The sequence below is a fragment of the Mesorhizobium sp. M2E.F.Ca.ET.219.01.1.1 genome (assembly GCF_004016445.2).
Lineage (GTDB): Bacteria > Pseudomonadota > Alphaproteobacteria > Rhizobiales > Rhizobiaceae > Mesorhizobium.
In genome coordinates this window covers 524,261-542,344 of the sequence record NZ_SADT02000004.1, presented here as the reverse complement: position 1 = coordinate 542,344, position 18,084 = coordinate 524,261, and the positions used below count along the sequence as shown (strand labels likewise).

The window sequence follows — 18,084 nt, the reverse complement described above, 5'->3', positions numbered from 1 at the left end:
ATCCTCTCATATTGTCATGGCCGCTGTCCCGTGCGGCTCTTGTGGGCGGAGCTTCGTTACCGCCCGCTGAGGCGGATACTCCCACTCTTTGCGAGAAAAAAGCAACTGCAAATCAACGGCAAACGACAATCCCGATCTGCCGCTGCGTTACTCGGTTTCAGCGACGAGACCTGTGCTGCGCTCGACGAAGTCGGCTATCGATTTGGTGTCGTTGAGGTCGAAAACCGGCAGGCCTTCGCCTTCGACCGGAAAGTCGGCGGCGACCGCGACTATGTTGGGATCGTTGGCTGAAAGCGGCGTCCGGTCCTTGGCCTCGAGCCGCCTTGCCTCGATCTTCTTGTGCGCTTCGCGCTTGTAGCCTTCGACCAGCACGATGTCCGAGGGCGACAGCCGCGCCAGGATGTCGTCCAGGGCGGGTTCCTCCTCGCCCCGCAATTCGTGCATCAGCGCCCAACGCCGGCCGGAGACGATGGCAACCTCCGTGGCGCCAGCCTGCCGATGGCGGAAGCTGTCGGCGCCCGGCTTGTCGATGTCGAAGTCATGGTGGGCGTGCTTCACCGTCGAAACCGTCCAGCCGCGCGCCACCAGCTCGGCGACCAGCTTTTCCGTCAGGGTCGTCTTGCCGGAGTTCTTCCAGCCGGTGATGCCGAATACGCGTCTCATGGCCTGAGGCTTTGCAACAGACGCTCCGCCGCCGCAAGATCGTCCGGCGTGTTGACGTTGAAGAACGGATCGATCTTCTGGCTGCCGGCCTCGATCATCGGGAATTCGACCTCGACATAGCCCTGGCGCTCCATGAAGGCCGAAACCCGCCGGTTGTCTTCGTCTACGAGGAAATGGCGCAGGGTGTCGCGCAGGCCGAGCGGCCAGAGCGCGAAGGTCGGATGCCACCTGCCGCCCGAACTGGCGACGGCAATCGCGCCTGGCCGCTCGCGGGTTGCGGCGGCGAGGCGCTCGACGAGGGTGTCGGGGAAGAATGGCGTGTCGCCGGCGGCGCTCATCAGCCACCGGCAGGTTGTTTGCTTCGCCGCCCATTCAAGGCCGGCGAGGATGCCTGCCAGCGGTCCGGCATGGCCCGGCACCGTGTCCTCGATCACCGGCAGGCCCGTGCCGGCAAATCGCGCAGGATCGCCGTTCGCGTTGAGCCCGAGGGTCGCGACCTGCGGCTTCAATCGCGCGGCGACATGGTCGATCATCCTGGCTTTGCCCAATGAAAGCAGCGGCTTGTCACCGCCACCCATTCGGCGCGACTTGCCACCCGCCAGAATGATCCCCGCGACATTTCGGTCCATCGGCCTATATGCCGTCCGGCGCCATGTCGGGTCCAGCGCTTTCAGCGGCAGGCTGCTGCCTGCCGACGACGCGCTCGCGGTAGAGCGCATAGAGGCCGGACCCGATGATAATGGCGGCGCCGACGATCATGGGCAGGTCGGGAACATCGCCGAAAATGACGAGGCCGAGCAGGATCGACCAGAGCAGGGCGGTGTAGCGGAACGGCGCGATGAAGGAGATGTCGCCCGAGCGCATCGCCATGATGATGAACTGATAGCCGATGAGCACCAGCACCGCCGCGAGCGCCAGAAGCATGGTCGACCGGCCGCTCATCGGCGTCCAGCCGCCCATCGGCGACAAGAGCAGCGCGCCCAGCACGGTCATGGCGAGCGCGGTCGCTGTCGACACCAGCATCGTCGGGATCGCTTGCGGGATGCGCTTGGTGGAAAGGTCGCGCACCGCGCAGCAGGCGACGCTGGCCAAGGCCACCAGCGAATAGACGCTGAAACCGTCGAATCCCGGCCGCACGATGATCAGCACGCCGACGAAACCGGCGGCAATGGCGGTCCAGCGTCGCCAGCCGACGCTTTCGCCGAACACCAGCGCCGCGCCCATGGTGACCGCCAGCGGCAATGCCTGCATGACGGCGGAGACATTGCCGATCGGCAGATGCGCAAGCGCGATCAGGAACGATACCGTGGCGCCGGCTTCGCCGGCCACGCGCATGGCCACCATCGGCTGCAGCATGGCGGCTGGGTTGACCAGCGCGCCGCGCCGCCAGGCAAGCAGGCCGACGAAGAGAGACGCGAAGGCGCCGCGCACCAGCATGACCTGCGCCATGTTCATCGATTCGGAAGAAAATTTGGTGATCGCATCGTTCAAGGTGAAGCCGACCATGGCCACGATCATGAACAGCGCGCCGCGCAGGTTTGGTGAAAGAGGCAAAGGCGTTTCCGGATTCTTTTTCTAGATCAAGCCGTAGCAGGCGACCGGAAAACAGCAACGGCAAAGAAATGGGCCACGAAGTTCTGCGTGGCCCACGAGATCGATTTGCCAAGGTTCGGAAGACTTATTTCGGCGTCAGCACTTCGGTGCCGTTGCCGTTCTGGCCGGCGATGGTCCACAGCCCATGCAGGGAGCCGTCCTTCTCGATCTTGTAGACGACGAGACCGACTTCCTTGCCCATCGCATAGCCGGCGGAAAACGCATTGTCGTTACGCATGCAGATACCGTCCGAGGTCGAGCCGCCGGTTTCCCAGTGGATCGTGCAGGTAGTGTCGCTGGTCAGCGTGATGGTTGCCTCGCCACCATATTTCGAGCCGTCGAAGTTGGTGCCGGCGACGGTATAGGTGCCGCCGATCGACTGAGCGGCGGCCGGTATGGAAGCAATCCCAAGCATTGCAAGTGAAAGTATGAATGTGCGCATGGCACTCCCCCTGAGAGCGAAAATCGCGCCCGAAGGCTAGGCCGGAAAAGGCCGGCGGTAAATCGGGCGGAAGGTGGGTGCGAGCGCATTATTTTCAGGGGAGCCGGTCCGCCTCAAGGGCCGCTGAGGCTCTTGGCGATCGCGCCGGCCAGAGGGTCGTATTTCGCCTTGAGCGCGGCGGGATATTCGATCCAGACGGTGCGGATGACGTCGTCCTTTCCGAACAGGCGCCGTTCGTAGAAGACCTTGCCGTCCTTGCTTCCAGAGAGCACCGCCCAGTTCTTGCCGGTCTTGCTGTAGGTGACCTTGTAGCCCGGTTCGGTGCTGGCTTTCTCTTGGGCAACGAAACCCTTCGGGGTGTCGTTATCGACATTGTAGATGCCGGAACAGGTCAGGCTGGCGCCGTCGGCGCTAAGCCATTGCTGCCCATCGCCATTTTCCGGTTCGGGCATCGGCTTGTCGAAGATATCGTCGGGAAATGTGCATGACTGGCCGAACCGCGCATTCACGTAGGTGAACGGCTTGGCGGTTGCCGTTGTCGTGATGATTGCCGACAGGAAAAGGATAGCCGCCGGTGACGGGCAGCCGATGCGCCGACGATTCTGCATGTTCCCCCCTTTGGCCAACAACCAAAGGCGATCATGCATCAAGCCGCGAAAAAAATCAGCCGCCGGTGACGCTCATATGCCGCGAGACCGAAGGACGGCTGGTGCGGCGGTCGATGATGAAATCATGGCCCTTGGGTTTGCGGCCGATGGCCTCGTCGATCGCCGCGTCGAGCAGCTCGTTGCCTTCGGAGGCGCGCAACGGTGCCCTCAGATCCGCGGCGTCCTCCTGGCCGAGGCACATGTAGAGTGTGCCGGTGCAGGTCAGTCGCACGCGGTTGCAGCTCTCGCAGAAATTATGCGTCATCGGTGTGATGAAGCCGAGCCGGCCTCCGGTCTCCGTGACATGGACATAGCGGGCAGGGCCCCCGGTCTTGTAGGGGATATCGGCGAGCGTGAACTGGCGCTCCAGCGATGCGCGCAGCAGCGACAGCGGCAGATACTGGTCGGTGCGGTCGGCCTCGATCTCGCCCATCGGCATCGTCTCGATAAGGGTGAGGTCCATGCCGCGGCCGTGCGCCCAGCGCATCAGTTCGGGGATCTCGGCATCGTTGAAGTCGCGCAGCGCGACCGCGTTGAGCTTGATCTTCAAGCCTGCCTTCTGCGCGGCATCGATGCCTTCCATCACCTTGCCGAGATTGCCCCAGCGCGTGATCTGGTGGAATTTTTCGGCATCGAGCGTATCCAGCGAGACATTGATGCGCTTGACGCCGCAATCGGCGAGCTCTGCGGCGAAGCGCGACAGCTGCGAGCCGTTGGTGGTCAGAGTCAGCTCTTCCAGCGCGCCGCTGTCCAGATGACGCGACAGCTGGCGCACCAGGTGCATGATGTTCTTGCGCACCAGCGGCTCACCGCCGGTGAGCCTCAGCTTCTTCACGCCCTTCTCGATGAAGACGGTGCAGAGCCGGTCGAGTTCTTCGAGCGACAGCAGATCCTTCTTCGGCAGGAAGGTCATGTCCTCGGCCATGCAATAGGTGCAGCGGAAATCGCAGCGGTCGGTGACCGACACGCGCAGGTAGCTGATCGTGCGACCGAAGGGGTCGATGATGTCCATTGGCAAGCGTTTCCCGTGGCCTTTAGCGGCGTCGTTATATATGGCTATGTGATACGATCCGATGCCGCATTCAAGATAGAAGGTCTTGATCTTTGGTAACATTCCCCGACCGACATCGCGTGTCGGCTGGCCTCAAGTGGCTTTCCGCATCGCTCGAAGCGGCGTAGGGAAGGGCGCAACTCAGAGCATGATGCCGAAAAGTGTGAAGCGGTTTTTCGGACGACATCATGCTCTATCTCTTTGACTTAGAGACGGATTCAGATTTGAGGTCGATTCGACCTGAAATCATCCGGCTCTAGACAGGACCAATCATGACCGCGCCAAAGGAACTCAGGGTCTCCAAGGACCGCAAGCTCTTGACCGTGACCTTTCCGGGGCATCAGCCGTTCGAATTGCCGGCGGAGTTCCTGCGCGTGGCTTCGCCGTCGGCGGAAGTGCAGGGCCATTCGCCGGAGCAGCGGGTGACGGTCCCCGGCAAGCGCGATGTCGCGATCCTCAAGATCGAGCCGGTCGGGAACTACGCGGTGCGCATCACCTTCGACGATTTCCACGACACCGGCATCTTCACCTGGAACTATCTGCATACGCTCGGCCATGAGAAGGATCAGCGCTGGAACGCTTATCTGGCGGAGCTGGCCGACAAGGGGCTGAGCCGGGACCGTTAGCCTGGCGGGTGGCAATCCAATGTCGACAGCCGGCTGTCGTCAAGGCGTCATGGTCATGGGGTAGCGCCGGCAAAAGGTCAGGAGGCAAAGAAGATGTCGCGCATCACATCCGTCGAACAGCTCGAGGCGCTTTACGGGCTGCCGGGCGAAGCTTCGATCGTCAAGGAGCTCGACCATGTGATTCCCGAATACGCCGCCTTCATCGAGGCCTCGCCCTTCGTAGCGCTGGCGACCAGCGGGCCGGAAGGGCTGGATTGCTCGCCACGCGGCGATCTCGCTGGCTTCGTGCGTCTCGTCGACCAGAAGACGCTGATGATGCCGGACAGGCGCGGCAACAACCGCGCCGATTCGCTGAAGAACATCATTCGCGATCCGCGCGTCGGGCTGCTGTTTCTTGTGCCGGGCTCGGGCACCACGCTGCGCATCAACGGCCGCGCGCATATCACGACCGATGCCGAGCTTTGCGCGTCCTTCATGGTCGACGGCAAGCCGGCCCGCTCGGTCACCGTCATCGATGTCGACACGGTCTATTCCAATGCGCCCGCGCCATCGTGCGCTCGGATCTCTGGAACCCGGCAAAACATGTCGACCCGAAGTCGCTGCCGACGCCCGGCCAGATACTCGAGGTCACCAGCCGCAAGAACATCGATGGCGCCGCTTACGACAAGGGGTGGCCGGAGCGGGCCAAGAAAACCATGTGGTAGTTGGAAGCCCGCTCAGGCTTCCTTCAAGACGTCGGCGATCTTGCGCATCTGCTCGCCGATCAGATCGCACTGTTCCGGGGTCGACTGGCTCATCGCCTTCTCGATCAGCGCCATGTGGACCTTCAGCGCCTTCATCAGCAGGGCTTCGCCGGCCTCGGTGAGGTTCAGCCGCAGCACGCGCTTGTCCTTCTCGTCGCCTTCGCGGCGCAGCAGGCCGCGCCCCTCAAGCTGCGGCAAGAGCATGGTGATGTTGGAGCGGCCGACAAGGAGCTTGCGGGCAAGGTCGTGCTGCGACATGCCGGGATGGCGGTAGAGGTTCATCAGCACGTCGAGCTGTGCCGGCTTGAGGTCCAGCGGCGCCAGCTTCACCGCCAGCGTGCGCTCCAGCACATGGCAGGCGCGCGCAACCGCCACCCAGTTGCGGAAGCGTGGATTGTCCCAGGGCAGCTCTTGCTTAATGTTCATGTTTGAACTATTATGTTCATGCTTGAACGAATGGATGGACTGCCAATATGGCATCATTTGGAATGAAGGTCATCCGGGGCGTTTTCGGCGCGGCCGAGCGTGTTGCGCCGCGTCTTGGCGGCCGCGCCGCGTTCGAATTGTTTTGCCGCACACCCAGCGTCAAGAGCTTGAGCGACGGCGAACGCCGGGCCGTCGAACGCGCTTCAGCCTTCATGGCCGAGGCGCGCCATCACCGGTTGAAGACAAGGACGGATTGCGTTGCCGTGCACGAGTTCCGCCCGGAGCCGGGCCGGGAGCCGCGCGGCGCCGTGCTGGTCATCCATGGCTGGCGATCACGCACCGAATACATGCGCGCCCTGATCGAAGGTTTTCGCGCGGCCGGCTACAAGGTCGTCTCGCTCGACCTGCCCGGGCATGGCCATTCGCTCGGCCGCCGTCTCAACATGGTGAATGCGGTGGATGCGGCGCGGGTCGCGGGCGAATGGTTCGGCCCCTTTGCCGCCGTCGTCGGCCACTCCTTCGGCGGCGCGATTGCCGCCAATGCGGTTGCGGCCTCGGTCAAGGGCATACCGCCGCTCAAGGCGCAAAAGCTGGTGCTGATCGCGGCGCCGAGCTCGCTGCCGGCAATCTTCGACGACTTCAGCGAAATGATGAATGTTGGGCCGCGTTCCCGCGTCGCCATGGCGGATCGGGTGAAACATCTGTCGGGCCGGCCGCTGAGCGAGTTCACCGGCGACCGCCAGCTTGCCACGGCACCGGTGCCGACGCTGATCATCCACGCGCCGGACGATCGCGAGGTCCATGCCGACCATGCCAGGCGTTACGCGGGCGCCGGCGAGCATGTCCATCTGCATTGGGCCGATGGGCTCGGCCACCGCCGGATCCTCGCCGACAGGGATGTCGTTGCGCGAGCGGTGGGTTTCGTGACCGGGCAGCGCGAATCGATCCTGCACTAATCAGCCTGTTAGTCCGCCTTCTTTTTCTGCCCCGGCTCGACCGGCAGGCCGGCCGCCTTCCAGGCGGTGTAGCCGCCGAGGATATGCTTGACCGGCGTCAGGCCCATGTCCTGCGCCGTCTTGGTGGCTAAAGCCGAGCGCCAGCCGCCGGCGCAGAAGAAGACGAAGGTCTTGCCTGAGGCGAAGAACGGCTTGTGGTAGGGGCTTTCGGGATCGATCCAGAATTCCAGCATGCCGCGCGTCACATGCTTGGCGCCGGGGATCTTGCCGTCGCGCTCGACCTCGCGCGGGTCACGCAGGTCGACGAAGATCGTGTCGTCATCCTCCAGCAGCCCCGCTGCCTCCTCCGGCGACACGACCTCGATCTCGGCATTCGCCTCGTCGAGAAGCTGGCGATACCCTTTCTTCACTGCGCATCCTCCAGGCCACGGCTCAAGCGACCAGGATTTCGAGCATAACGACCGGGGTTTGTCACGTCCAAGCCGGTTCCGCCAATGTCTGGCGCAATGGCGCAAGCATCGCGGGAACCGAGGCTGGCCGCACGGGTCTCACACGGATGTGAAACCGTTCTGCAACATGGCCATGGAAATTTATGGAAGCTTAACGAAATCGGTATGAATCAGTATAGTTGCGCCTTACATCCGCCATGCGGTGGGCGAGATCGTTTAGCGGCGCGGAACGGGAACCGGTGACAACCGGAGCGAGTGATTCATGAAATTCCTCGGGAACAAAAAGGCGGTGCTGCCGATCGCGATCGCGGCGGCGCTTACCCTCGGGCACCAGCCGGCAAGCGCGCAAGGGCTGTTCGACATGCTGTTCGGCGGCGGCATCCGGCACGATCCGCAGGGCGAATTTCCGCCGCCGCCGAAGCCACGCAAGATACGGCCGCCAGGAGAGGATAGCGGCAGCGTCCGAATCAGCAGCCCGACCTACAACACCTACCGGGCCGACAAGCTCGTGCGCGTCGACTTCAAGTCGCTGGTACCTGCGACACCGCCCGCAACGGCGCAGGATGCCGCCTTTGTCCCGTCGGTGACGAGCTCCGCGTTCCGCGATGCAGTTGCCGGCCTGAGCGACTATGAGCTGTTCGCCGAGCCTGACATCGCCAAGGCGCTGATTGCCTATTACTCGGCCAATCCGGATTTCATCTGGGTGAGCGACAACGCGCCCAACAGCAGGGCGCAGGATGCCGTGCGCGTGCTGGGCGAGGCGGCGAGTTATGGTCTGACGCCGGCCGACTATTCCGTCGATATCCCCGCGGCCGCGACTTCCGCCACGCCGGAAGAGCGAACCAGGGAACTGGTCCGCTTCGAGATGGCGCTGTCGGCGCGCGTGTTGCGTTATGCCCATGATGCCCAGAGCGGCCGCGTCGATCCCAACCGGATGACCGGCTATTACGATTTCCCGGCCAAGCCGTTCGATCTGGAAGGCGCGTTGAAGACGCTGGCCCATACCCAGGAAGTGCGTACCTATCTCGAATCGCGGCATCCGCAGAACGCCGAGTACCAGGCGCTGCGCGTCGAGCTGGAGGCGCTTGAAGCCAGCGAGGAAAACGAGATCGTCGTCGATCCCAAGCTGTTGCTCAAGCCCGGCGAGAGCAGCCCGGAACTGCCGAAGTTGCTGACGCTGATTGCCCGCAATCTCGATGACGACATGGGCGGCAGCTACGGCGAGGTTCTTGCCAGGCTGGGCAAGAGCGAAGTCTACGAACCCGAACTGGTGCCGGTGATCAAGGCGGTGCAGCAGCGGGAGGGCATGAAGGGCGACGGCGTCATCGGCCCGCGCACAGTGGCCTTGCTGGCCGGGGCTTCGAAAGCCGACAGGATCGAGAAGGTCAAGGTGGCGCTCGAGGAACTGCGTTGGCTGCCATCGGATCTCGGCAGTCCACGCGTCTTCATCAACCAGCCGGCCTTCACCGCCAGCTATATCGACAATGGCGAGGAGAAGCTGAAGACCCGCGCGGTCATCGGCCGGGTCACCAACCAGACCGCCTTCTTCTACAACCAGATCAAGCAAGTCGACTTCCACCCCTATTGGGGCGTGCCGCAGTCGATCATCGTCAATGAGATGCTGCCGAGACTGCGCAGCGATCCGGGCTATCTAGACCGGGCCGGCTATGAGGTGACGGATTCGCGCGGCAGGCAGATCCCGTCGTCGGAGGTGGACTGGGGCGCCTACGGCTCCAAGATACCGTTCAGCGTGCGTCAGCAGCCAAGCGAGGCCAACGCGCTCGGCGAGTTGAAGATACTCTTCCCCAACAAGCACGCCATCTACATGCACGACACACCGCAGAAGTCGTTCTTCGCACGCGACATGCGGGCGCTCAGCCATGGCTGCATCCGCCTGCAGGATCCGCGGGGCATGGCGGCGGCGGTGCTTGGCACCTCTGTCGACGATATCGCCGAGAAGCTGAAGCACGGGCATTCGACCGAGAATGTCACACGCGTCATCCCGGTCTATGTCGCCTATTTCACCGCCTGGCCCGACATGTCCGGCAAGGTCGAGTATTTCGACGACGTCTATGACCGCGATTCCAAGCTGATGCAGGCGCTGGACGCGACCGAAGCGGTGCGTACGCCTTCAAGCTGAGCGCTGTTAACGTCAAGCAATTCCGGACGGAAGGCTACGGCGATGCCGCAGAGCCTGACTGCTTCACACTTTTCCTGGAATTGCTTTGATGAGCGGCGGGCGGAAGCCGGCGTCGCGCCCGGCGATCAGCCAGTAGATCAGGCCGGCCACGAGGCCGCCGCCCGCGATGATGCCGATGTCGGCCCAGCGTTCCGGGTCATCGGCGGCGTCAGGCCATATCAGCATGAAGCCGGCCGCCGCAGCGGCGGCGCCGAACAGCATGTGCAGCCAGAAGCTGCGCAGCGAAAAGAACTCGGCGATCAAAGCGAAGACCAGCGTCTGCGCCCCCGTCAGGATAATCGTCAGGAAATAGACGAACATGCCGAGCGGCGGCACGACCAGGACGGCAATGGGCGTGAATTCCATAAGTCCGAAGTAGCCCGGCGCGTTGGGCAGGGAGCTCAATACGGCGTAGATCACCACCACCGCGATCAACCCGGCAAGCACCGCGACCAGATAGGCGACGAGCACCATCAGGATGCGCTTCAGGACGTAGCCGATCATTGCCATGCACCCCCGTGCCCGCAATCAGGAGGGCAGTCAGCCACCAAAGTTGTGACGATGCAAGGCCGGTCCGCCGCGCCGGACTCCGCGGCGCGGTGCCGGGGGTCCTCAGGCGCCACCGCACAGGTGCTGCGAGTCCGGCAGAGCCCATGCGCCTTTGGCGGCGAGGTCGACGGCGTAGTAAACCCTGCCGCGCAGATCGTCTTTCGGACAGTCGCGCGGGATGGCGATCAGGCACATGACGACCGGATCGCCGACCTTGGAACTCGCCAGTCCCGGTTCGCGGTCATAGGAGACCGCCGTGCCGCCATTGGTGAACGTCGCGGCGCTGCCGGCATCCGGACTGGCGGTTTCCAGCGGGTCGTCGCCCAGCCTTGTCGTCAGCGTCTTGATGTGGGTGAAGCCGCAATTTCCGATCGACGCGGGCAGGGGCTGGTCGGTCGGCTTCGGCGTCCTTGCAGCAAAGTCGAGCGCCTTCTTGCCGATCAGCGCGATGTTGTAGTCCTGTACCCATGACGGCGCGCTGCCATATGTCTGCAACGCATTGTTCTGGGCGCTGACGATGCAGGCGGCATCCGTCTTGCAGGCATTCCGGTCGGCGACCAACCCCCTGGCGATCTTGCGCTTGTCGCCGCCGAAGGCCGGCTCAAAACCGGCGTAGGCCTTGGTGACCAAGGCGTCGATGGCTGACATTTGCTGGTCGGCGCAGATCGCCCTTTCGGCGGGCAACCGCGCCTTTCGGCAATCGAAGGACGGGCCGTCCGCCCGCGAAGCCGGACGTCCCTACGATCGAAGCGGTCACAAGTAGGGCGCTCGCGCAGGTGTGAAGCCGCATGTTCTCCTCAGGCCGCTTGTTTCGACGATCGAGTCTATGCCGAATGCAGGCCCCGCGGAATGGCAGAGGGGCAAGCGACCGCGGCCTATTTGGGCTCGCCGGTCACCGGGTCGTAGGTGATTTGGACCTTGGCCTTGTCGGTGGTGTAGTAGGTGATGGTGTAGCCGTCGCTATCCCAGTCGACCTCCTTCACATAGCGGAAGTCGGTGCGCTGCTCGACCTTGGCGACGATCTCCGAGAGTTTCTTGGCATTTTGCGGGGGCAGTGGCTGGTCGTCCGCCGCAAGGGCCGATCCGCCGGCAAGGAAGGCCGCGATACCGGTTGCTAAAACAACAGTGCGCATGAGAGCCCTCAAATCGCGTATTTGGCCAGGTTTCATATGCGCCTGGGTGCCGTCAGAAACCAGCACGCAGGCACCTTGGTTCCGTAGCGTGAAAATAACGCCTTGTGAAGCGTCTGGCTCGACGTGGCGATGTTCGGCTGGCAGCAGCCAAATTCGGCATTGTGTGACGAAAAGAAGGTGTGATTTCAACGGGTAACGGCACGATGCGGATGTGTCTTCCGACATAGTGAATGACTAACCATGCGCCGGCTCGCCACATTAGCTGTTCGTGGTAGAGCTTTCGGCAAGACCCTGATAGAGTTCTGGTCATAACAGGGTGGCAATGGCGCGCCGGACCTGCCGGGGGATATCCATCGGCAGACGTTGACGCGTTTCTTTTGAGCGCAGGTCGCCCGTTCTGGACTGCAAGCGGGGACTGGGGGCTCGATCATGGCTGAACGGAATTACACCCGTCAGCTTGCGACAATCATTTCAATCGACGCCGTTGGATTCTCGAGGCTGATGGGCATCGACGATGAGCTCGCCGTCGCCGCGTTCGAGGAGAGGCGCGACATCATCGCCGGCAGCTGCGGCGCATTTGGCGGGCGCACGTTCGGCGATGCCGGCGACAGCATCATGGCCGAATTCGGCAACCCGATCGAAGCCTTGCGGGCGGCCTTCGATTTCCAAGCGCGGATCGCGGCGCTGAACGCGGCGGTTGCCGAGAACATGCGCATGCCGTTTCGCGCCGGAATCAACACCGGCGACGTGATTGTCCGCGAAGGCCGTCTTTACGGCGACGACGTGAACATCGCCGCCCGGCTCCAGGAATTCGCGCCGCATGACGGTGTCGCCATCTCGGCCACGACCTGGCACCATGTGAAGGATAAGACAGCGGCGGTCTTCACCGATCTGGGCGAGTTCAGCCTGAAGAACATCGCCCTGCCGGTGCGGGTGCTGATCGCGGGCCGCGGCGGCAACAGGCCTGCCACGCCGGCCTCCTTCGCTTCCATCCCCACCGCGTCCGGCCATTACAGGCCGACCGCCAAGGGCCCGCCTGCAATCGCCGTGCTGCCGTTCCAGGGCAACGGAAGCGAACCCGATGTCGGCTATATGGCCGACGGTATCGCCGAGGACATCATATACGGCCTTTCCAACACGCGCTGGCTTTCGGTCATCGCCAAGGGATCCAGCTTCCAGTTTCGTGACGACAGCCTGGGCACAAGGCTCATCGGCAATGCGCTTGGGGCCCGCTACATCGTCAGCGGCACGTTGGCGCGCTACGACAGGCATATTCGCCTCAACGCATCGCTCAGCGACACGTCGAACGGGCGCCTGGTCTGGTCGCAACGCTTCGACCGCGACCTGGTGGACATCTTCAGCCTGCGCGATCAGATCGGCAGCGAGATCGTTTCCATCCTCGACAAGGAGGTCGATCGCGCCGAGCAGGCGCGTACGTTCCAGGTTCCTTGGGAAAGCCTCGAAACCTGGCAGCTGGTCAGGCGCGGCCGTTGGCACATGAACAGGCGCACGCGCCGTGATACCGACATCGCGCTGGATTTCTTCGACAGAGCCTACCGGGACGATCCGAACTCAAGTGCCGTGCTGAACGAGCTCGCATGGTGGTATTTCTGGCGGGCATGGCTGCGTTTCGGCGACAGCGACGATCTCGAGAAAGTCGAGACGCTTGCGCGCAAGGCGCTGCTGATGGACAGCCTCGACGCGCGTCCGCATGCCTATCTCGGCGCGGCCGACATCATGCGCGGCCTGCCGGCATTGGCGGCCGAGCACCTTGCCGAGGCGATCCACATCAATCCGAGCTTCGCCTTCGCCCGCTCGGCCATGGGCAGCGCGCATCTTTTGCTTGGCGACGCGGCCGGCGCGATCCCGTTCTTCCTCGATACCGAGCGGTTGAGCCCGTTCGACCTCTATCGCTTCCACAATCTGGGCGAACTTGCCGCCGCTTATTGCTTCATCGAGGACTGGCCGGCCGCGATCGCCACAGCCGAGCGTTCGATCAACCTGTCGCCAGGTTACTTCTACGCCCGGTTCCTGAAGATAGGCGCCCTGACGAGAAGCGGAAGGCATGACGAGGCAGAGCGCGAGCTTGCGATTTTCATGACCCGGCATCCTGATTTTTCCGAGCAGAGGATACGCTGGATACCGTTCGTGGACCCGTCCCGGAACAATTTCCTGATTGCCAATTTCGATCGGGCCAAGGCAGCCGCATGATTGCCGGGCCGACAACAGACCACTGTGAACGAATTCACATACGCCGGACCGATGCAAACCTAGGCCAGACGGTGACGGCATCGCATTGACGTGGACGGCCGGGGGGCTTGAACGCGCATGATCACATTGAAGTACTTCGCCGCTGTCCGGGCCGCCCAGAAGAGCCAGCGTCCCGTCGCCGAGATGCCGCCGTTCGACATCTATCGACTGCGTTCCAAGGGCGGCATTGCCTCGCGCATCGCCGGCTTTCTGCTCGGCGATCCGCGCTGGCTGCTGGCGCTGCTGCGCCGCTTCTGGCCGAATCTCGGCTTCGGCAATTTCCTGCTCGTCACCAAGGGCGCGGATGTGCGCGACATATTGGAGCGCGGTGACGAGTTCGAGACGCCTTACGGGCCGGAAATGGCCGAGCTGGCGAGGGGCTCGAATTTCATTCTCGGAATGCAGGACGGCGCCGCGTACCGGCAGATGAAATCGGCCGTGCTGAGCGCGTTCCCGCCCGCCGAGGTCGAAGCCACCGTCAGGCCGATCGCCGAGCGCCATTCGCGCGACATCATAACCCGCGCCAGCCCCGGCTTCGACGCTATCGCAGGGTTGATGAAGATCGTGCCGGTGTGCATCTGCCGAGACTATTTCGGCCTTCAGATCGACGATGAGACCGAATTCGCCGACTGGTCGATCGCGCTCAGCGCGCTGTTCTTTTCCGATCCGACGGCAAATCCCGCCACGCGCCAGCTTGCCGTGGTCGGCGGCGATCGCCTGATCAAGGTTATCGACCGCTCGATCGCCGCGGTCAGGGAAAGGACGGGCAAGGATGACAGGCCGCTGGCTCGCCTCGTCGCGCTGATGGACCAGGGGCGCCTGTCGCTGGCCGATATTCATTCCATCATGCTCGGCATGGTCGCCGGCTTCGTGCCGACCAATGTGCTGGCCGGCAGCAATTGCCTGGATGTGATCCTGTCGCGAGCCGACGCGCGGCACGCCGTGGATGAAGCTCTCGGCGCCGGCGATACCGGCAAGCTCGACCGGGCGATCATGGAAGCCATGCGCTTCAAGCCGATCTGGATCGGACCCTGGCGCTACACCAGGCGTGACGCGGTCATCGGCAAGGGCACCCGCCGCGAGCGCGTGGTCAAAGCCGGAACGGTCGTCATGCCGGCGACGCTTTCGGCGATGTTCGATCCGGAGATCGTGCAACGGCCGAACGAGTTCGATACCTCGCGCCCGCATCGCGACTACATGGTGTTCGGTTACGGCATCCATTTGTGCATCGGCGCCGAGATCGCCCGCATCCAGATCGGTGAATGCATCCGTGCCCTGTTCAGCAAGCCGAAGCTGACCCGCGCGCGGGGCAGGGCCGGCAAGATGGTGAATGTCGGCGCCTACCCGGCAAGCCTCAAGGTCGATTTCGAGCGCTCGCCGCTTTGCCGCACCGCCGAGCAGTCGATGGTGACAGTGGTCTGCCCGATCACCCGGCCGATGCCGCTCGATGCGGTGCGCGACAAGGTCGCGGATCTCGGCAATCCGGCGATCGGCGAGCTCAGCGCCGCGCTCGACAAGGTCGGCACCATCCATTTCACCAGCCTGGCCGTCGCTCCGACGGGGAAGGACGAGAAAACGGGGGCCGAGACCGGCGCGCTGGTGCTGGAAATCTCCGGCGACGGCAGCACCGACGATGTCGTTGCCGCCCTAGCGCACGCGATCGGTCACCGGCTGAGGCCGATCTTCAGGGATGTCTGCGGCCTACCGGATGGCGGTTCGCTGGAAGACTTCCTGAAGAGGAAGCACATCGAGATATCGCCATCCTTCGGCAGCGCCGCCGGGCTGGTTTTCTCCGGCACGCCGGGGCATTCCGTGCGCCGTATCCTGGCCGAGGCACGGCTCGCCGACAGTGTGCGCGAGATCGTCGAAAAGGCGCGCGCGGGCAGCGGCAATGCGATGGATGTGCTTGCCGAGGCGCGCCGCCATGTCCGCTGCCTCGGGCAATTCGGCTGGGCGTTCGAGCCCGCCGAAAGCCTGCTGGAAAGGCCGCCCGGCCACTGGTCGCGCGCCCTGACGACGACGCTGCTGACGCCGGCCATGTTCGCCACCGTCGCGATCGTCGTTCTGGCCTTCTGGCGCATGACTTATGTGCTCGTATTCGGAAACCCGCATGGGGTTACCTTCACCAACATCGCGATTGCGGGCACCTCGCTTCTGCTTTCGGTCCTCGGCCTGCTGGCCATTTTCGCCCTGTTCGTCGGGCTTTGCTTCCTGGCGTTGCGGCGGCTTGAGGACAAGGACCAGCCGGCGAGTACCCCTGTCGAGATCGGCGCGCTTGAAAAGATCCTCGCCCATGAGGACCACACCGCGCAGAACAATCTGACGGCGATCTCGACGATGAAGGTGGGCATCTTGCGGCGGCTGGCGCTGCGGCTCTCCTTCTACCTGATCTCGATATCGGCGCAGAAGGTGTTCAGGCCAGGCTTCCTCGCCACCATCAACACCATTCATTTCGCCCGCTGGGTGTTGTTGCCCGGCACCAACAGGCTGGTGTTCTTCTCCAATTATGGAGGAAGTTGGGAAAGCTATCTCGAGGACTTCATCGCCAAGGCCTCGGCCGGCCTGACCGGTGTGTGGAGCAACACCGACGGCTATCCGCGCACGCGCTGGCTGTTCCTGGATGGCGCGCGCGACGGTGATCGCTTCAAGCGCTGGGCGCGGCGCCAGCAGGTGCCGACGCTGTTCTGGTACACCGCCTATCCGCACCTCAACACCACGCGTATCCGCATCAACTCCAGGATCAGGGGCGGCATCGCCTCGGCCACCGGCAACGAGGCGCGCGACTGGCTGAGCCTTTTCGGTTCCCTGCCGCGTCCGCAAGCGCAGCCGGCTGATGCGAGGAGCCAGCCGGAGCCTCCGTCCTCGCCCCTCGAAGAGCTGGAATCCGGGGAGATCCAGTCGATCTTCTTCGGGCCGTTCGGCGCGCTCGGCGACGCGCATATGCTTGCGATCGAGGTGCCCGACGGCCTGCCGGCGGCGAAGCGCAAGGCGTGGCTCGACTTCGTCATCGGCAAAACCAGCTTCGGCGACGGGGTGCCCGCGGGCCGCGCCATGACCGTGGCGTTCGGCCCCAACGGGCTGCGCCGGCTGGGGCTCGAAGGCGGCGTCGACGACGAACCGCTGGACACGTTCCCGGTCGCCTTCCGGGAAGGCATGGGTACGCCCGAGCGCAGCCGCATCCTCAACGACACCGGCCCAGACGCGCCCGACAAATGGCAGTGGGGGTCGTCCGCCAAGCCCGTCGATGCCGTCATCATCTGCTATGCCGAGACGCCCGCCTTGCTGAAGGCAGAGATCACGGCCATGAAGCGACAGACGGCAGGCGCCGGGTTGTCGGTGACCGCCGAACTGCCGCTGAAGGTGCGGCGCGAAGGCAAGCGGGCTGTCGAGCATTTCGGCTTCGCCGATGGCATCTCGCAACCGATCGTTCGGGGTACGGCGCGCGCCGCCAAGGGAGCCGCGCCCATGCATCTCATCGCGCCGGGCGAATTCCTGTTCGGTTACCGCGACGAGCATGGCTTCTACCCGTCTTCGCCCTCAGTCGAAGCAGCGCTGGACCGCGCCGGCATCCTGTCGCAGGTGCGGCGCAACCGCCAGATACCCGGGCAGCCGCCTCCGCCGCGTGATTTTGGCCGCAACGGCACGTTCCTCGTCATGCGCCAGTTCGAGCAGCATGTCGAATTGTTCGACGATTATTGCAGGCGGGCTGCTCTGCAGGCCGCCGGCGAGACGGGCGATGCGGCCATCACGCCGCGCTGGGTGGCGGCAAAGATGCTCGGCCGTTGGCAGGACGGCAGCTCGCTGGTGCGCAATCCGAACGGGCGGCCGGGCCGCGGCGTCGACAATGATTTCGCGCTCGGCGCCGAGGATCCGCAGGGGCATGCCTGTCCGCTCGGCTCCCACATACGCCGTTCCAACCCGCGCGATTCGCTCGGCGAGGATCGCCAGACGCAGATCAGGATCGGCAAGCGCCATCGCATCCTGCGCGTCGGCCGCACCTACGAGAAAAAGGACAGGGGCGGAAAGACCGAGAAGGGACTGCTCTTCATGTGTCTCAACGCTGATATCGAGCGCCAATACGAGTTCATCCAGCAGACCTGGGTCTCGTCGAATTCGTTCCAGGGGCTTGTCGGGGAGACGGATCCGACGATCGGGGCTCGGGGCGGCGGCGGCCGGTTCTCGATTCCATCCTGGGAAAAGGTCACCGTGCTCAAGGATGTGCCTCAGTTCGTCACCACGAAAGGCGGCGGCTATTTCTTCATGCCGAGCCGCTCGGCGCTGCGCTACCTGATCTCGCGGTTGTGATCGGGGCGCTTAGCCGGGTCGTCGTCTCCCGGATGCAGCTGACGGAGAACTGCGGCGAGGCCGCAGGCCGTC

The 18,084-nt window shown here is 63.8% G+C and carries 16 protein-coding genes and 1 pseudogene; 6 read left to right on the top strand and 11 right to left on the bottom strand.

From position 1 onward, the window contains the following. Positions 1–147 precede the first annotated feature (147 nt). From mobB to moaA, 6 genes are all read right to left on the bottom strand, one after another. Complete coding sequence (gene mobB, locus EN862_RS22755; protein ID WP_127868087.1) at positions 148–663, bottom strand: molybdopterin-guanine dinucleotide biosynthesis protein B; 516 nt, start codon at positions 661–663, stop codon at positions 148–150. Continuing rightward, positions 660–1,292, bottom strand: coding sequence for a molybdenum cofactor guanylyltransferase MobA (gene mobA, locus EN862_RS22750; RefSeq protein ID WP_127868086.1), 633 nt, complete (start codon positions 1,290–1,292; stop codon positions 660–662). Before mobA ends, mobB begins: the two co-directional genes overlap by 4 nt. Positions 1,293–1,296: 4 nt before the next feature. Beyond that, the gene (locus EN862_RS22745; protein WP_127868085.1) at positions 1,297–2,217 is read right to left on the bottom strand and encodes a DMT family transporter; all 921 of its coding nucleotides are present in this window, start codon (positions 2,215–2,217) and stop codon (positions 1,297–1,299) included. A gap of 124 nt (positions 2,218–2,341) precedes the next feature. Continuing rightward, positions 2,342–2,698 carry a hypothetical protein gene (locus EN862_RS22740; protein ID WP_127868084.1) on the bottom strand — a complete coding sequence of 119 codons (357 nt, stop codon included), beginning with the start codon at positions 2,696–2,698 and terminating at the stop codon, positions 2,342–2,344. 113 nt (positions 2,699–2,811) lie between these two features. Next, positions 2,812–3,306, bottom strand: coding sequence for a hypothetical protein (locus tag EN862_RS22735; RefSeq protein WP_127868083.1), 495 nt, complete (start codon positions 3,304–3,306; stop codon positions 2,812–2,814). Between the two features lie 55 nt (positions 3,307–3,361). After that, a complete protein-coding gene (gene moaA / locus EN862_RS22730; RefSeq protein WP_127868082.1) occupies positions 3,362–4,357 on the bottom strand; it encodes a GTP 3',8-cyclase MoaA in 996 nt (331 codons plus the stop codon). A gap of 311 nt (positions 4,358–4,668) precedes the next feature. On the opposite strand from moaA, the gene EN862_RS22725 reads away from it, so the two are divergent. Both EN862_RS22725 and EN862_RS22720 read left to right on the top strand, forming a co-directional pair. Next, positions 4,669–5,022 carry a DUF971 domain-containing protein gene (locus EN862_RS22725; protein ID WP_127868081.1) on the top strand — a complete coding sequence of 118 codons (354 nt, stop codon included), beginning with the start codon at positions 4,669–4,671 and terminating at the stop codon, positions 5,020–5,022. Between the two features lie 93 nt (positions 5,023–5,115). Beyond that, positions 5,116–5,726 (top strand): annotated as a pseudogene (locus EN862_RS22720) (pyridoxamine 5'-phosphate oxidase family protein). Positions 5,727–5,738: 12 nt separating this feature from the next. On the opposite strand, the gene EN862_RS22715 reads toward EN862_RS22720, so the two are convergent. Continuing rightward, the gene (locus tag EN862_RS22715; RefSeq protein ID WP_095818032.1) at positions 5,739–6,191 is read right to left on the bottom strand and encodes a MarR family transcriptional regulator; all 453 of its coding nucleotides are present in this window, start codon (positions 6,189–6,191) and stop codon (positions 5,739–5,741) included. A 47-nt stretch (positions 6,192–6,238) separates the two neighbouring features. Between EN862_RS22715 and EN862_RS22710 the strand changes: the two genes are divergently transcribed. Beyond that, on the top strand, positions 6,239–7,147 hold the full coding sequence (locus tag EN862_RS22710; protein ID WP_127868080.1) for an alpha/beta hydrolase: 909 nt from the start codon (positions 6,239–6,241) through the stop codon (positions 7,145–7,147). An 8-nt stretch (positions 7,148–7,155) separates the two neighbouring features. Here EN862_RS22710 and EN862_RS22705 read toward each other — a convergent pair whose 3' ends face one another. Continuing rightward, positions 7,156–7,557 (bottom strand): rhodanese-like domain-containing protein, encoded by a 402-nt coding sequence (locus EN862_RS22705; protein ID WP_126060937.1) that lies wholly within the window; start codon positions 7,555–7,557, stop codon positions 7,156–7,158. A 301-nt stretch (positions 7,558–7,858) separates the two neighbouring features. Here EN862_RS22705 and EN862_RS22700 point away from each other — a divergent pair, with 301 nt between their 5' ends. Further along, positions 7,859–9,736, top strand: a complete 1,878-nt coding sequence (locus EN862_RS22700) for a murein L,D-transpeptidase (protein WP_127868079.1) — start codon at positions 7,859–7,861, stop codon at positions 9,734–9,736. Positions 9,737–9,799: 63 nt separating this feature from the next. On the opposite strand, the gene EN862_RS22695 is transcribed toward EN862_RS22700, so the two are convergent. The 3 genes from EN862_RS22695 to EN862_RS22685 all read right to left on the bottom strand — a co-directional run bounded on the left by EN862_RS22695 (position 9,800) and on the right by EN862_RS22685 (position 11,457). Beyond that, positions 9,800–10,285: a hypothetical protein gene (locus EN862_RS22695; RefSeq protein WP_127868078.1), complete on the bottom strand. Its 486-nt coding sequence runs from the start codon at positions 10,283–10,285 to the stop codon at positions 9,800–9,802. Between the two features lie 102 nt (positions 10,286–10,387). Next, positions 10,388–10,972 (bottom strand): hypothetical protein, encoded by a 585-nt coding sequence (locus EN862_RS22690; protein WP_245519670.1) that lies wholly within the window; start codon positions 10,970–10,972, stop codon positions 10,388–10,390. A gap of 227 nt (positions 10,973–11,199) precedes the next feature. Further along, the gene (locus tag EN862_RS22685; protein ID WP_095818037.1) at positions 11,200–11,457 is read right to left on the bottom strand and encodes a PepSY domain-containing protein; all 258 of its coding nucleotides are present in this window, start codon (positions 11,455–11,457) and stop codon (positions 11,200–11,202) included. 429 nt (positions 11,458–11,886) lie between these two features. On the opposite strand from EN862_RS22685, the gene EN862_RS22680 reads away from it, so the two are divergent. Together EN862_RS22680 and EN862_RS22675 are read left to right on the top strand one after the other, a co-directional pair. Further along, positions 11,887–13,668: an adenylate/guanylate cyclase domain-containing protein gene (locus EN862_RS22680; protein ID WP_127868077.1), complete on the top strand. Its 1,782-nt coding sequence runs from the start codon at positions 11,887–11,889 to the stop codon at positions 13,666–13,668. 117 nt (positions 13,669–13,785) lie between these two features. Continuing rightward, positions 13,786–18,012: a cytochrome P450 gene (locus EN862_RS22675; RefSeq protein ID WP_127868076.1), complete on the top strand. Its 4,227-nt coding sequence runs from the start codon at positions 13,786–13,788 to the stop codon at positions 18,010–18,012. Positions 18,013–18,084: the final 72 nt, after the last annotated feature.

Excerpts from the sequence above, each read along its gene's own strand:
- mobB (WP_127868087.1), bottom strand. The coding sequence starts at position 663 with ATGAGACGCGTATTCGGCATCACCGGCTGGAAGAACTCCGGCAAGACG.
- mobA (WP_127868086.1), bottom strand. The coding sequence starts at position 1,292 with ATGGACCGAAATGTCGCGGGGATCATTCTGGCGGGTGGCAAGTCGCGC.
- EN862_RS22740 (WP_127868084.1), bottom strand. The coding sequence starts at position 2,698 with ATGCGCACATTCATACTTTCACTTGCAATGCTTGGGATTGCTTCCATA.
- EN862_RS22735 (WP_127868083.1), bottom strand. The coding sequence starts at position 3,306 with ATGCAGAATCGTCGGCGCATCGGCTGCCCGTCACCGGCGGCTATCCTT.
- moaA (WP_127868082.1), bottom strand. The coding sequence starts at position 4,357 with ATGGACATCATCGACCCCTTCGGTCGCACGATCAGCTACCTGCGCGTG.
- EN862_RS22725 (WP_127868081.1), top strand. The coding sequence starts at position 4,669 with ATGACCGCGCCAAAGGAACTCAGGGTCTCCAAGGACCGCAAGCTCTTG.
- EN862_RS22715 (WP_095818032.1), bottom strand. The coding sequence starts at position 6,191 with ATGAACATTAAGCAAGAGCTGCCCTGGGACAATCCACGCTTCCGCAAC.
- EN862_RS22710 (WP_127868080.1), top strand. The coding sequence starts at position 6,239 with ATGGCATCATTTGGAATGAAGGTCATCCGGGGCGTTTTCGGCGCGGCC.
- EN862_RS22700 (WP_127868079.1), top strand. The coding sequence starts at position 7,859 with ATGAAATTCCTCGGGAACAAAAAGGCGGTGCTGCCGATCGCGATCGCG.
- EN862_RS22695 (WP_127868078.1), bottom strand. The coding sequence starts at position 10,285 with ATGGCAATGATCGGCTACGTCCTGAAGCGCATCCTGATGGTGCTCGTC.
- EN862_RS22690 (WP_245519670.1), bottom strand. The coding sequence starts at position 10,972 with ATGTCAGCCATCGACGCCTTGGTCACCAAGGCCTACGCCGGTTTTGAG.
- EN862_RS22685 (WP_095818037.1), bottom strand. The coding sequence starts at position 11,457 with ATGCGCACTGTTGTTTTAGCAACCGGTATCGCGGCCTTCCTTGCCGGC.
- EN862_RS22680 (WP_127868077.1), top strand. The coding sequence starts at position 11,887 with ATGGCTGAACGGAATTACACCCGTCAGCTTGCGACAATCATTTCAATC.
- EN862_RS22675 (WP_127868076.1), top strand. The coding sequence starts at position 13,786 with ATGATCACATTGAAGTACTTCGCCGCTGTCCGGGCCGCCCAGAAGAGC.